Source organism: Cylindrospermum stagnale PCC 7417, assembly GCF_000317535.1.
Taxonomy (GTDB): domain Bacteria; phylum Cyanobacteriota; class Cyanobacteriia; order Cyanobacteriales; family Nostocaceae; genus Cylindrospermum; species Cylindrospermum stagnale.
Map to the genome: position 1 here is coordinate 1,038,495 of NC_019757.1, position 14,200 is coordinate 1,052,694.

At 43.5% G+C, this 14,200-nt stretch carries 10 protein-coding genes; 4 read left to right on the forward strand and 6 right to left on the reverse strand.

Annotated features, from left to right (window positions below):
• Positions 1-13 precede the first annotated feature (13 nt).
• Together CYLST_RS04250 and CYLST_RS04255 are read right to left on the reverse strand one after the other, a co-directional pair.
• Positions 14-1,471, reverse strand: a complete 1,458-nt coding sequence (locus tag CYLST_RS04250) for an adenylate/guanylate cyclase domain-containing protein (protein WP_015206473.1) — start codon at positions 1,469-1,471, stop codon at positions 14-16.
• Positions 1,468-2,493: a molybdopterin-dependent oxidoreductase gene (locus tag CYLST_RS04255; protein ID WP_015206474.1), complete on the reverse strand. Its 1,026-nt coding sequence runs from the start codon at positions 2,491-2,493 to the stop codon at positions 1,468-1,470. Before CYLST_RS04255 ends, CYLST_RS04250 begins: the two co-directional genes overlap by 4 nt.
• A 288-nt stretch (positions 2,494-2,781) precedes the next feature.
• Between CYLST_RS04255 and pruA the strand changes: the two genes are divergently transcribed.
• Positions 2,782-5,754, forward strand: a complete 2,973-nt coding sequence (gene pruA / locus CYLST_RS04260; protein WP_015206475.1) for an L-glutamate gamma-semialdehyde dehydrogenase — start codon at positions 2,782-2,784, stop codon at positions 5,752-5,754.
• Between the two features lie 115 nt (positions 5,755-5,869).
• On the opposite strand, the gene CYLST_RS04265 is transcribed toward pruA, so the two are convergent.
• Positions 5,870-6,703 carry a DUF4351 domain-containing protein gene (locus tag CYLST_RS04265; RefSeq protein ID WP_015206476.1) on the reverse strand — a complete coding sequence of 278 codons (834 nt, stop codon included), beginning with the start codon at positions 6,701-6,703 and terminating at the stop codon, positions 5,870-5,872.
• Positions 6,704-7,036: 333 nt separating this feature from the next.
• On the opposite strand from CYLST_RS04265, the gene CYLST_RS04270 reads away from it, so the two are divergent.
• Positions 7,037-7,963: a cobalamin-binding protein gene (locus CYLST_RS04270; RefSeq protein ID WP_015206477.1), complete on the forward strand. Its 927-nt coding sequence runs from the start codon at positions 7,037-7,039 to the stop codon at positions 7,961-7,963.
• A 36-nt stretch (positions 7,964-7,999) separates the two neighbouring features.
• On the opposite strand, the gene CYLST_RS04275 is transcribed toward CYLST_RS04270, so the two are convergent.
• The 3 genes from CYLST_RS04275 to CYLST_RS04285 all read right to left on the reverse strand — a co-directional run bounded on the left by CYLST_RS04275 (position 8,000) and on the right by CYLST_RS04285 (position 11,004).
• On the reverse strand, positions 8,000-9,187 hold the full coding sequence (locus tag CYLST_RS04275; RefSeq protein WP_015206478.1) for an RNA-guided endonuclease InsQ/TnpB family protein: 1,188 nt from the start codon (positions 9,185-9,187) through the stop codon (positions 8,000-8,002).
• Positions 9,188-9,516: 329 nt separating this feature from the next.
• Positions 9,517-9,819, reverse strand: a complete 303-nt coding sequence (locus CYLST_RS04280; RefSeq protein ID WP_015206479.1) for a protealysin inhibitor emfourin — start codon at positions 9,817-9,819, stop codon at positions 9,517-9,519.
• Positions 9,820-9,924: 105 nt separating this feature from the next.
• A complete protein-coding gene (locus tag CYLST_RS04285; protein ID WP_015206480.1) occupies positions 9,925-11,004 on the reverse strand; it encodes a M4 family metallopeptidase in 1,080 nt (359 codons plus the stop codon).
• Between the two features lie 404 nt (positions 11,005-11,408).
• Between CYLST_RS04285 and CYLST_RS04290 the strand changes: the two genes are divergently transcribed.
• Together CYLST_RS04290 and dnaK are read left to right on the forward strand one after the other, a co-directional pair.
• Positions 11,409-11,903 (forward strand): Hsp20/alpha crystallin family protein, encoded by a 495-nt coding sequence (locus tag CYLST_RS04290; RefSeq protein WP_015206481.1) that lies wholly within the window; start codon positions 11,409-11,411, stop codon positions 11,901-11,903.
• 356 nt (positions 11,904-12,259) lie between these two features.
• Complete coding sequence (gene dnaK / locus CYLST_RS04295) at positions 12,260-14,161, forward strand: molecular chaperone DnaK (RefSeq protein ID WP_015206482.1); 1,902 nt, start codon at positions 12,260-12,262, stop codon at positions 14,159-14,161.
• The last annotated feature ends 39 nt before the right edge of the window (positions 14,162-14,200 follow it).

Sequence of the window (14,200 nt, forward strand, 5' to 3'; positions counted from 1 at the left end):
CCTGTTGAGACAATCAAACCTCAAGTTGATAAATAGCGATCGCTTCATCTTTCCCCTTCACCTTCACAGCCTGATCTACCAAAGAGAGAGAAAATGCTTCTGGGTAAGCTAAACTGCTAACTACCGACTCAGTTAGCAGCACCGCACAGTTATATTGCTTCGTCAATCCCTCAATGCGAGAAGCGACATTTACCGCATCACCGATGACTGTAGACTCAATACGGGAAGTAAAACCCACCGTACCCATAACAACCTTCCCGCGATGAATGCCGATACCGACATCGATTTTGGGTAACCCTTTTTGCGATCGTAGCTCATTAAATTTATCCAAAGCCTGATGCATCAAAATTGCCGCTTTCAGTGCGCCATCGGTGGCATGATCATCAAACAGCGCCATGATCGCATCACCGATATATTTATCAATAAACCCACCTGCTTGATCGATGGCTTGTCCCATACAAGCCAAGTAGTCATTCAAAAACATAAAAATTTCCATCGGTGCCATCGCCTCCGACATCGACGTATAACCCCGGATATCGCAGAATAAAATGGTCATCGGCCGGATTGAAGCCACACCCACCTCAATATTTTCCACACCTTGGGGTGCGATCGCTAAAATAAACTTATCCGGCACAAATCTCTCAAAAGAATCTAAAGTCCTTTGCAACTTACTAAACGACGCCTGTAACGCTGAGGACATTTCATTAAACGAAGTCGCCAAGGCGCCAATTTCATCTCCACGGTGATTGATCTCTGCACGATGCTGCAAATCTCCCCCAGCAATCTTGGCAGCACTCACCTGCAAACGCCGCACGGGATTACTCAGATGCTGTGCCAGAATATATGCAAACACCAAACCAACAGCAAGTCCCACAACACCTACCACTAAAGCTTGCTGCACCGCATTGACCACAGCTTGATCTACCCGTCGCAAAGATACACCAATCCGTAAAGTACCAAGTTTTTTACCACTCAAGGTGACGATATCTGAAGCCGCTTCAATCAAGTGTTCGCCCCGCTTTATCCGCAATTTTCCCCCAAAATAAAGATCTCGCAGGGCAAATGTTTTTGTAATCAGTGTCTTTCCGCTTAACTTGAGGGAGGCATTTGTCACCCTCAAAGGCACAACATCAGGAACATACTGGTTTTGAAACTCACTAGGTGATGAAGCAATAATCTGATTTTCTTGACGACTATCAGAAATAATTGCATAGACAAATTCGTCATTTTCCCGCAGCAGCAAATCTAAATTGAGGCGAATTTGACTCCAGTTTTCTTCAGTGAGTTCGTTCAAATAGGTATAACTCAACACCTTAGAAAAAGATCTGGCTTCATTCAGCTTTTCTTGCTGGTAGAGATAACTTTCACTTTTTGCCCAAACTAGAACCACTGCACCAACCAAGGTGAGGATTAACAGCGTTGTACTAGTCATGATTTGGGTGCGAATTGACCGGGAAGTTAAAAATTTCATTGTTTTGTAGTCAACGCTTCTACAAACGTTACCCATGGCAGATCTTTGAGGTTGCAGTTAGAACCAAAAGCCAGAGTTATCGGGCCACCTTTTCTGGCTGGAATTAGCTGTTTGTCTTCACCCCATCTAGTTGCTAGGACAATATCACAGTCACGCACATTAGCAGCTGGCAAAGTAACTGGGTTAGCCGGGTTATTGTAAATTGGTGGCTTTCCTCGTACCACAACGAATCCTAACGAGGGTAGTTGGACACCAGCTAAAGCCAGAACATCTCGCATACGCACCCCATGCAGTTGAATTTTGCCATTAGGCCAGCCAACTCTGTAACCAACAGGTTCTGTCAGAGTGACTTGGGGTAGTTTGTCTAAGTCGGTCAAATTAAGTTCCCGCTTCCCCACTTGCAGTTTGACCCTTTCTGTACCAACCACTACATGGTTAACGTAAAATGCCCAGGATGATGAATCATACTTCTGTAGCAATTGCGGAAAATCAGTATCGGGAAATACTAAATAAGTTGGCCCACCTTGGTCGCGTTCAATTGGTTTGCCATTACTAGTAAGTGCCAATATAATCGGGTAAGCTAGCAAATCCGTCAAAGGAAGAGTCACTTGATAAGCGTCGTAACAGACAAAGGTGACTTCAGTGACATTCGATTGATAACCAAAATTTTTTAGCAGCCCTGATACAGGGATACCACGAAAGTCAAAAATCCGCTCTCGCTGGACAACCTGATTGGCATCAGTGGTTTTTACATGGGTATTAGCCAAGGCAAAAAGCTGTTGCCAATCTAATTTTACAGGTTTACCAGTTGCCGTCTCACCCTGAATAACCAAATTCCACTCACTCGGCCGTGTCTTTTTGGCATTATCTGCCACAATTTGAGCATTGCGAGCGATCGCTTCTTTGCGCCATACTTCCAGTTGATCATCTGTCGGCTGGTTTGTACAACCTCCCAGGCAGACAATTGCTGACAACAAAGATATCAAAGGTAAGTTTTTCCCCAAATCTGGATGCAACCACATTCACACAATACTTTTGAAAAAGCTGTACACAATAGCGTAGGTCTAGCACATCCGCTACTTTATTCACAGCGATGTAGTGCAGTTTTATGCATTGGGCAAGATTGGCCTCAGAAAAAAGTCGCTATCTTCCTTTCTAGATATGATGGCAGCAAAATTAAAGCGCCAAAATAGAAGACACAGGGTAAGGGGGAAAAAGGTAATGGGGAAAAAGGTAAGAGTTTTCTCAATCCTTAGTCTCTAGTCTCTAGTCCCTAGTAAAGAATCTCGTAAATCAGGAGTTTATTATCAGTGGTATTACAAGTACAAAACAGCACTTACGAAGCTAAAACCCAAGAAATTGCTAAACAACTTTTGGCATTAACTCAAGAAAATCGCTCATTTTTTGCTTCTTTGCGCGATCAGATGCGGTGGGATGATAAATTGCTAGCTTGGGCAATGAGTAACCCCGGATTGCGGGTGCAGTTATTTCGTTTTATCGATACTTTACCCGCTTTAGGCAGTAAACCAGAAATTGCCGCCCATTTACAAGAATATCTGGGAGATGAGTCTGTAGAACTACCCGCAGCTTTAAAGGGGATGCTAAACTTTGCTAACCCCGATTCGATGCCGGGACAAGTGGCAGCGACAACGGTGGGGACAGCAGTCGAAACCCTGGCCCATAAATATATTTCTGGGGAAAATATTAAACAAGTCATCAAAACAGTTGAACGACTGCGGAAAGAGAAAATGGCTTTCACCATCGACTTACTCGGTGAAGCGGTGATTACAGAAGCTGAAGCGCAGTCTTATCTAGAACGCTACATGGAATTAATGCAACAATTGGTGGCAGCATCCAAGAGTTGGACAACAATTCCGGCTATTGATGAAGCAGATGGTGAACAAATCCCAAAAGTTCAGGTTTCTGTGAAGTTAACGGCGTTTTATTCTCAATTTGACCCTCTAGATGCTAAAGGTAGTGAGGAGCGAGTAGGATCGCGCATTCGCACCCTTTTACGTCGTGCGAAGGAATTAGGCGCTGCTGTCCATTTTGATATGGAACAGTACGCTTACAAAGACATCACTCTCAGCATTCTCAAAAAACTGCTGCTAGAAGAAGAGTTTCGCCAACGCACAGATGTTGGACTGACTATCCAAGCATATCTGCGTGACAGTGAGCAAGATGCCAAAGAGGTGATTTCTTGGTTGAAACAGCGTGGTTATCCTTTAACCATCCGCTTGGTGAAAGGTGCATACTGGGATCAAGAAACGATTAAAGCTGCTCAGAAACATTGGCCACAGCCAGTTTACAACGACAAAGCGGCAACAGATGCCAATTTTGAGGCGATCACTCAGTTGTTGCTAGAAAATCATCAATATGTGTATGCTGCCATTGGTAGTCATAATGTGCGATCGCATTCTCGCGCCATTGCGATCGCTGAAAGTTTAAATGTCCCCGGTCGTCGTTTTGAAATGCAAGTCCTCTACGGCATGGGTGATAAAGTCGCCAAAGCTTTAGTTGACAAGGGTTATCGCGTCCGTGTTTACTGTCCCTATGGTGAATTATTACCGGGAATGGCTTATCTAATTCGCCGTTTGTTGGAAAATACGGCTAATAGTTCTTTCATTCGCCAAAATCTGGAAAATCGACCGGTTGAGGAGTTGATAGCGCCGCCGATTCCAGCTTCCCCCTCGCTTGCGGGGGGGACTGAGGGGGGGTTCCCCGGTGCGCCAGATACAGATTATGCTGAAGAGGATGTGAGAATCAAATCCGCTCAAGCTTTTGAAAGTGTTCGTCAGCAATTTGGCAAAACTTATTTACCGTTAATCAATGGCGAATACGTTAACACCGAGAAATATGTCGATTCCCTTAACCCCTCAAATTTTAGCGAGGTAATTGGGAAAGTCGGATTAATCAGTGTGGAACAAGCGGAACAAGCGATGCAAGCGGCTAAAGCTGCTTTTCCCGCTTGGCGTAAAACTCCTGTGAAACAACGCGCTGACATTTTGCGGAAAGCTGCTGATTTGATGGAACTACGCCGCGCCTCCCTTTCTGCTTGGATAGTTTTGGAGGTTGGGAAACCAGTTAAGGAAGCAGATGGCGAAGTTTCGGAAGCGATAGATTTTTGTCGCTACTACGCCTCGGAGATGGAACGGTTGGATAAAGGGGTAAATTACGATGTTTCTGGGGAAACTAATCGTTATCTTTACCAGCCACGAGGAATTGCTGTCGTAATTTCTCCTTGGAATTTCCCTTTAGCGATCGCTTGTGGAATGACAGTTGCCGCGTTGGTTGCGGGTAATTGCACTTTACTCAAACCTGCGGAAACATCTTCGGTGATTACTGCCAAGCTTACAGAAATTCTCATTGAGGCAGGTATTCCTAAGGGTGTATTTCAATATGTTCCCGGTAAGGGTTCTCAAGTCGGTGCTTATTTGGTAAATCATCCCGAAACTCATGTAATTGCTTTTACAGGTTCTCAAGAAGTAGGTTGTAGAATCTACGCAGAAGCGGCGATAGTTAAACCTGGTCAAAAGCATATGAAGCGGGTGATTGCCGAAATGGGTGGCAAGAACGGCATTATCATTGATGAAAGTGCTGATTTAGACCAAGCTGTAGTTGGGGTGGTGCAGTCGGCATTTGGTTACAGCGGACAAAAATGTTCTGCTGCTGCCAGGGTGATTGTCCTGGAACCAGTTTATGATGCCTTTGTGCAGCGGTTGGTAGAAGCAACAAAATCCCTAAATATTGGGGAAGCGGAGTTACCCAGCACTCAAGTTGGCCCGGTGATTGATGCTCCGGCGCGATCGCGCATTCTTGAGTATATTGAAAAAGGGAAAGCAGAAGCAGAAGTGGCTCTAGAGTTACCCGCACCAGAACAGGGATATTTTATTGGGCCTGTCATCTTTAGTGAAGTGCCACCAAATGGGATAATTGCCCAACAAGAAATTTTTGGCCCAGTGCTGGCTGTAATTCGCGTTAAAGATTTCCAGGAAGCTTTGCAAGTTGCCAACGGGACTAATTACGCCTTAACAGGGGGACTATATTCTCGCACTCCTTCCCATATCCAGCAGGCAGAACAAGACTTTGAAGTTGGGAATTTGTACATTAATCGTACCATCACTGGTGCGATCGTCGCTCGCCAACCCTTTGGCGGATTTAAACTTTCCGGTGTCGGTTCTAAAGCCGGTGGACCTGATTACCTGCTACAGTTCCTAGAACCGCGCACTGTGACAGAAAACATCCAGCGTCAAGGTTTTGCACCAATTGAGGGTGCAGATTAAATAATCATTCTACCGTAGGGTGGGCATTGCCCACCTTCGATATCTTCTTTACCTCATGCAAAGACACAAAAGAACAAAGAATTACAGAAACAAGAATTTGGTCTAAATATGTGACTTAATCACTTGATTGATTTAACCAAGTTACTAAATCACCTATTTCTGAAAAGTCTAGTAATGCTTCTGCTAAATCATCTAACTTTTCAAGTGATAGCATTCTAATTTTATCAATCAATAAAGAATCTATTTCACCAAAACGGCGATTAAGCTGGCGGATAATTGTACGTTGCTCCCCCCGTTGCTCACCACGTTGCTCACCCTTCTGCAAAATATCCTGATAAATTACTGATTCTTGCATAATTTCCTCGCTTAACAATTGACGAATTAAGTCTTTATCAAACCGCAAGCCTGCTAAAATCTCTGTGTAAGCGGCAATATCCTGTTTAGTCTCTCTATCCGAAATTCTAGCAACATTCTGGGAAACCTGCGATAATAAGCTCTGGGGTGAATTTGTTTGCGTTAATGGTGCCAAGGGCAATAATGCCGGATTATCGAGAAATAAGTCTGAATCTTGTTCCCACATCCGAATGACGCGATAGCGGTGAGTTGTTGTCTCATTAAGATATTCTTCGGTAAAGGCGATTTCGTTAGTTGTTTCTTGTAAGAAAATCACTACTTGAGTTACGGGAACTTTATATTGACGTATCAACCTCACCGAATAATCCAACATCCGCAAAGGAATAGGAGTTTTAGACATTGCTCCGGTTTGAAATTCAATGTGTAAAATCCGATTTTCAGTTTGTAAGAAGGTGACAAAATCAGCGCGAATTGGTTCGATACTTAATTCGGTTTTTAATACTGCGATGTTTCGCGGTTCCTCAGTTAGCAACCAACGCGCAAAATCAAGTGGATACTTTTCAGCTAATATTTTACAAACGTTGTCGAAACTCACAGGTTTATCAAAATATATATCACAATCATTATAAAATTTAATGGTAAAGCTGGGAATCTAAGAGTGAGTTAACAAATTAAATAAAAATGCTCTGGATTCTAAAATAGAAAAATATAAATCGTAACCCAAGGTGAGCCTATCTCGGAGGGAGGTAATTCCCACTTGGGAACTAACTCCTACTCAAATTTTCTCAGAGACATCCTCTAAAAACATGACACCCATCTAACGACGTAGATTGAGAAAGTCGTCCCATACACTCCCCTAAAGAAAGATAACCCACAGGCGGAACTTTGCGACAATAGATGAGATATCAGCGGTTTTGGAGGTGGAGAAATGACAGACAGCGGTGTGAGAATAGTCTCTTTGATTCCTAGTGCAACCGAGATTTTAGCGAATCTGGGGTTGATTGATGCTATCGTTGGGCGATCGCATGAATGTGACTATCCCCCCGAAGTCCAACATCTGCCGGTTTGTACCCAAGCCCGCTTAGACAGCAAAGCACCTAGCAGTGATATTCACGCTGATGTAAACAATTTGTTGCAATCTGCCCTGAGTATTTATCAAATCAAAACAGATGTTTTAGAACGATTGCAGCCTACCCACATTCTGACTCAAGACCAGTGTGATGTCTGTGCAGTCAGTTTAAAAGAAGTTGAAAAGGCTGTAGCTACCCTCACCCACTCCTCACCCCAGATTATTTCCTTACAACCCAATATTCTCTCGGATGTTTGGGCTGATGTTGAGCGAGTCGGCAACGTCTTCGGGGTAGACTCAGTAAAAGTGCTAGAAAACTTAGAAGCCCGCGTTAAAATTTGTCAGCAAAAAATCCAAGGACTTTCTTTAGCAGAAATTCCCAAAGTCGTTTGCATCGAGTGGACTGATCCTTTAATGACTGCTGCAAACTGGATTCCCGAATTAGTTAACTTGGCAGGTGGACAGACAATATTTAGCATTGCAGGTAAGCCATCTTGTCAATTACAGAGGGAAACATTGATCGCCAGTAATCCAGATGTGATTATTTTTATGCCCTGCGGTTTTGATTTAAATCGCACTCGCCAGGAAGCCAAGATATTAACTCAACTTCCAGAGTGGCAAAAACTCCACGCCACCCAAACTGGTAGAGTTTTCGTAGCTGATGGCAATGCTTACTTTAACCGTCCAGGTCCACGACTGGTAGATTCTTTGGAAATTTTGGCGGAAATTTTGCATCCCGAAATTTTTGACTATGGCTACAAAGGCGTCGGCTGGGAACCAATGTGACGTACCTACACCTCTCTTCGAGTAGGTGTAGGCTTCTCAGAGACTCTTCGTTGAAGACATTATCTGAGCTTTTAGATCGTGCGTCCCACGATTCTTTATGATTATAGAGGCATTTAGATCCCTGCACAAACTGATATTACAATTAGGGCAATTGTGCATTCTTTGAGATAGTGGTTTTATTACCTTGGAACCACAATTAGAGCATTCCTGCGAAGTACCGCTGGGATTTATAGCAACTACTTTCAGCCCAGCATTGTCGGCTCTGACTGTAAGTATTGAAATAAATTGACCCCATCCAGCATCGTTTACACTTTTGGCTAGCCTAGACTTAGCTAATCCTTTGATATTTAGTTTTTCAACAGCAATAACGTCATACTTATCAAGTAGGGACTTAGCTGTTTTGAAATGAAAATCTTTACGAGTATCAGCAACTTTTTTATGTTGCTTACTCAGTTTGTTAATAGCTTTTTTCCGACGATTAGAACCCTTTTGGCGTCTTGAAACCTTACGCTGTGCCGACTTTAATTTACGTTCAGCCTTGCGTAGATATTTTGGCGCAGCAATTCTGGTATTGTCAGAGGCAACATAAAAATCAATAAGACCTACATCAATTCCTACAATATTCTTAGCGTCAAAATCAGGTTTGACTGTTGGGACTGTTTGAGCTTCAAGGCTTAGAGTTACATAATATCCATCGGCTTTTTTGGTGACAGACATGGTTTTAATATCAAAGCCATTTGGTATTTGACGATGAACAATGACTTTTACTGTACCAATTTTTGATAGAGTTATTTGATTATTTTGAAAATGCTCCTTTTTGAATTGTGGGTAGGTAAATGTTTTATACTGTCCTTTACCTTTAAATCTAGGTTTACCTGATTTTTTCCCGTTACAATCTCCTTTCAACCATTTATCAAACGCTAATTCAACTTTTTTGGATACTTCTTGCAATACCTGAGAGTGAATGCTTTTGTACCAAGGACGGTCTTTTTTTAGTTGGGTTAGTGTTGCTTGTTGACTAAATCTATTCGGCTTGTCCTTAAGTTCTGGGATATGGCAAACAACTAGAGAACATCTATCTATAGAGCATCTGTTTTGCTCATACCAATCAAACCTTTGAGCCAGCTGATAATTATACTGACAGCGCAGCATATCTAATGTATTGTCAATAATTTCAGCTTGTCTTTTAGTCGGCTTTAATCGGTATTGATAGGATGTTCTCACTGGTTCGACTAAATCAGTATTGTATTTATAGTCTACACTGATTTAAAGATAATTGCAGAAAATATGAATTAAAATTTTGTTTCAAAAGGTAGGTCAAGTCGCTTCGCTCCAATTCAAAATTCTCTCATTCAAAATTCTTTCATTAAAGACAATTAGTGGTAGCTTTGGACTCACCACTTTCTTGTTGACCACCAAATCAAAGATTATGGCGGGGGCTTGTACCCAGAATTAATTAATTCAAAATTATTTCCATTCTTCTCTTCCTAACAGAATTTTGTATCCCTTACGGGAGCCGTAGGCTCTATGAGTGCATTTTGAATTCAAAAAAGTTAAACGGGACGACGGGCAATGTTATTCAGCCATTCAATCAACGGTCTTAAAGTGCCTGGTAATGCTGCCTCACCAACGGTGACTGTGTGCTGCTGCCCATGATCTTCCACAGTTAACTTATATTGAAAGCGATCGCTTTGGGGATTAGGGTTCGTAATTAATTCTGGTAGCTTAAAGAAATTGGCAACTTCCACCAGTCGGGGCAGTACATCGGCTTCCTGTGGCGGGAGAGTAGCCGTGTCAACGGTTGTAATCTTACTTATCCCAGCAAAGCCGCCCGTGCGTTCAAAGGAAATTCGCATTTTTTTGCTCGCCCTTGTGCTGTTGATCGCAGAAATAAAAAAAACTGGGAAATGGAAGCTTCCATTCCCCAGTCTAGCAATAAAATTCAAACTGAATATTAATTTCTAGATTACACCCACCTGTCGCCAAGCATTCTCCACTGCTGCTTTTTCTGGGCTTTCAATACCGTAGAGTTCCCCAGCAACTTTGATAGTTGTCTCGGCAGCTGTTTTAAAGTCTGATTTATCGCGGAGGCGATCGCGCAAACTCACATACCAAATTTTACCAGCTTTCTCCCAGGCATAGCCGCCAATCTCCACCGCCGCTAGGTAAAAAGCATGATTGGGGATACCGGAGTTTATATGCACCCCACCATTATCTTCCTCACCCAGAAACTTGTCTTTCATATGTGCCGGTTGGGGATCTTTACCCATTACTGGGTCATCATAAGCTGTTCCTGGTGCTTTCAAAGAGCGGATACCAACACCCTTGATATTCGGTGCTAACAAACCCTCCCCAATGATCCAGTCTGCCTCTAAGGCGGTTTCATTTTGCACCCGCTGTTTGACTAAAATACCGAAGACATCAGCAAAAGATTCATTTAACGCCCCTGGTTCACCGTTATATTCTAAAGCTGCTTCAAACTGGGTAATACCATGACTTAGCTCATGGGCAATGATATCAATGCATTTAGTGAAGCGTTGAAATAAGTTGCCGTCGCCATCACCATAAACCATCTGGTCGCCATTCCAAAAGGCGTTGTCATAATTGACCCCAAAATGCACCGTAGAATCTAAACGCAGTCCTTTATCATCAATCGAATTGCGCTCAAACACATCATAAAATAAGTCATAAGTAGCACCTGTAGCGTCATAAGCCTCATTCACAGCTATATCAGTGGTGGGAGGTTCACCCTCACTACGCACCAATACACCAGGCAGGTTTTGGGTACGTTTAGCATCGTAGATAGTGCGGCGCTTGACTCCAGGGGAGGGAGCAAAGAAGAAATTACCAACGGCCTTCCGCCGTCCGCGCAGTTGTGCAGAGATATCTAAGGTCAGAAAAGCCCAATTACGTTGCTGAGATTCGCCATTGACAACGATACTTTCCAGCAAATGGGGCGGGATGATGCAACAAATGGGACATCTAGTATTTAGTAGAGATTGAGAATGCAACAGAGGTGATTTCTGCTTTTTTCGCGCCATCCGAATATATTCTCCTTGAGAAGCTAAGGTTTTAACTCTGCTGTAGAAAAGAGCCGCAATCCAACTGCAAACAAGCTATTCCTGGTTTTGTTCTCCAGGAAATTCCTTATTCTATAGTGTAAAAAAACTTTTGTGGAGAGAGGACAGCACCCTCAGCCGGTAGATTGATCTGAAAACAGTCCTAGTGGATTTTCAACAAAATATAAATTTTCTGGATAGGTACGGCTATTGCGATCGCAGATTGCAAAAAAACCGAACCTACTTATCTAGAATATTGGTGTTAGTGTTGAGCTAGGAAGCTAAAGATTGAGCTTTAAAAAATTGAACGTTGAATAAAGGTAGCAGCTAAAAAGCTCGATATTGAGCCTCCCATGATCAAATAGTGCATTTTAGAGGTGAAAACTATGGCACTAATTCGTTGGGACCCGTTCCGGGAAATTGAACGCTTAGACCCATTCCGCGACGCTGAACGCTCAGACCCATTCCGCGACGTTAGCAGTCTACAACGGCAAATAAATCGCTTGTTTGACAGGTTGATACCAACTGATGGTGGAGAAAGGGCTGGATTCAACTTCATCCCTGCTGCTGAACTCGAAGAAACCGAAGAAGCACTGAACCTGAGGCTAGAAGTACCCGGTCTAGAACCAAAAGATATCAATGTAGAAGTGACTCCCGAATCAGTTGTGATTAGCGGTGAGCGGAAGACGGAAAGTAGAACCAAAGAAAATGGCGTTACTCGGTCTGAGTTTCGTTATGGCAAATTCCAGCGGATAATTCCTTTACCTTCTCTAGTTCAAAACGACAAAGTGCACGCCGAATATCAAAATGGTATTCTCCGCCTGAACTTGCCGAAAGCCGAATCTGAAAGACACAAAGCTGTCAAAGTTAATCTCGGTTAACTTTATGGCTTAAATTCAGGGAACTCCAACAAATCAATTATCTCATCTTGTGGTCAGTCCCGCCCGTCTAATAAACAAAGGCAGGCTAGAAGCCCACCCCACAAGTATCAGTTGCATATTTTCTTAATTGGAAGTCCCTAATCTCAAGTCGAAAGCAGACAGGATTGGCTGGACAATTTTCCGGACTCTAAATAAATCCAGTTAATGAAGACACCCCACCGGTTCTCCTGTAGTGCGAACTGGTTAGAGAGTTAGAGAAACTGGTGCGGGTTGGGGGAATATTTCACTGTTGAATCAAGTCCGATCAATCCTGTTTTTTCTCGGCGCGGCAATTACTCAAGCCCCAAGGAAAATATATGGCAAAAGTAGTTGGAATTGATTTAGGAACAACAAACTCTTGTGTTGCCGTCATGGAAGGAGGGCAACCCCTGGTAATAGCTAACTTGGAGGGGCAGCGCATCACTCCCTCGGTTGTAGCTTATACCAAAGCTGGCGAACGCTTGGTAGGTCAAATAGCCAGACGCCAAGCAGTGATGAACCCAGAAAATACCTTTTATTCTGTTAAACGCTTCATTGGGCGCAAATTTGAAGAAGTCACCCACGAAGCTACAGAAGTTACTTACAAAATTCTCCGCGATAGTAACGGCAATGTCAAACTCGACTGTCCCGCAGCCAAAAAACAATTTGCACCAGAGGAAATTTCTGCCCAAGTATTGAGAAAATTAGTTGATGATGCTAGCAAATATTTAGGCGAAAAAGTTACCCAAGCAGTGATTACCGTTCCAGCTTACTTCAACGACTCCCAGCGACAAGCTACCAAAGACGCTGGAAAAATTGCTGGTTTGGATGTCCTCCGCATCATCAACGAACCAACAGCAGCAGCCCTCGCTTACGGTTTAGATAAAAAGCACAATGAAACCATCTTAGTGTTTGACCTTGGCGGTGGTACTTTTGACGTTTCTATTTTGGAAGTGGGTGATGGTGTCTTTGAAGTCAAATCTACCAGCGGTGACACCCATTTAGGTGGTGATGACTTCGATAAAAAGATTGTCGATTGGCTGTCGTCGGAGTTTTTGCGAAACGAAGGTATTGATTTACGTAAAGACAAGCAAGCTTTACAAAGACTGACCGAAGCAGCAGAAAAAGCGAAAATCGAACTTTCGAGTGCTACTCAAGCCAATATCAATCTCCCCTTTATCACCGCTACTCAAGAAGGTCCAAAACACTTGGATGTGACGCTGACGCGGGGTAAATTTGAGGAGATGACCTCGGATCTTTTAGACCGCTGCCGCAAGCCAGTACAACAAGCATTACAAGACGCCAAACTCAGTAACGCAGAATTGGATGAAGTGGTGCTGGTGGGGGGTTCGACTCGCATTCCCGCCGTGCAAGAATTGGTACAGCGAATCACGAATAAAGAACCATGTCTGGGGGTTAACCCTGATGAAGTTGTGGCTGTGGGGGCGGCGATTCAAGCGGGTGTGTTGTCTGGTGAAGTGAAAGATATTTTGCTGTTGGATGTTACTCCCTTGTCTTTGGGTGTGGAAACTCTTGGGGGTGTAATGACCAAGATTATTCCGCGCAACACAACTATCCCGGTGAAAAAATCGGAAATCTTCTCGACAGCGGCGGATGGTCAAACTAATGTAGAGATTCACGTTCTCCAAGGTGAGAGGGAATTGTCCGCAGATAACAAGAGTTTGGGTAATTTCCGCCTTGATGGTATTCCCCCAGCACCTAGGGGTGTACCACAAATCGAAGTCACTTTTGATATTGATGCTAATGGTATTCTGTCGGTAACCGCTAGAGACCGGGCGACAAATAAACAGCAGTCGATTTCGATTACAGGGGCTTCGACTTTAGATAAGCGGGATGTAGAACGCATGGTGCGGGATGCTGAAGCCCACTCAGCGGAAGATAAAAGACGCCGTGAGCAAATTGACGCCAAGAATATTGGCGATTCCTTGGCTTATCAGGCTGAGAAACAACTCCGAGACTTGGGTGATCAGGTGAGTGCAGACGATCGCGATCGCGTTGAAAAGCTAGTACAAGATTTACGGACAGCGATTAACCAAGATAACTTTGATCGCATTAAGTCCCTGACGGCTGAGTTACAGCAAGCCTTAATGCAAGTCGGTAGTGCAGTCTACGCCAAAGCGGCAAGCCCTAACGGTAATGGGCAAAAAGGCGATGGACAAGGTGCTGGAAGCGATCGCGCTGAAGATGTAATTGATGCCGATTTTGTCGACAGCAAGTGATCTTTTGATGAGATATTTTCTGTTGACATTCTCCCCACC

Bases quoted from the DNA above. Each gene is read 5' to 3' on its own strand.
- CYLST_RS04250 (WP_015206473.1), bottom strand. From the start codon at position 1,471: ATGAAATTTTTAACTTCCCGGTCAATTCGCACCCAAATCATGACTAGT.
- CYLST_RS04255 (WP_015206474.1), bottom strand. From the start codon at position 2,493: ATGTGGTTGCATCCAGATTTGGGGAAAAACTTACCTTTGATATCTTTG.
- CYLST_RS04270 (WP_015206477.1), top strand. From the start codon at position 7,037: ATGACAGACAGCGGTGTGAGAATAGTCTCTTTGATTCCTAGTGCAACC.
- CYLST_RS04280 (WP_015206479.1), bottom strand. From the start codon at position 9,819: ATGCGAATTTCCTTTGAACGCACGGGCGGCTTTGCTGGGATAAGTAAG.
- CYLST_RS04285 (WP_015206480.1), bottom strand. From the start codon at position 11,004: ATGGCGCGAAAAAAGCAGAAATCACCTCTGTTGCATTCTCAATCTCTA.
- CYLST_RS04290 (WP_015206481.1), top strand. From the start codon at position 11,409: ATGGCACTAATTCGTTGGGACCCGTTCCGGGAAATTGAACGCTTAGAC.
- dnaK (WP_015206482.1), top strand. From the start codon at position 12,260: ATGGCAAAAGTAGTTGGAATTGATTTAGGAACAACAAACTCTTGTGTT.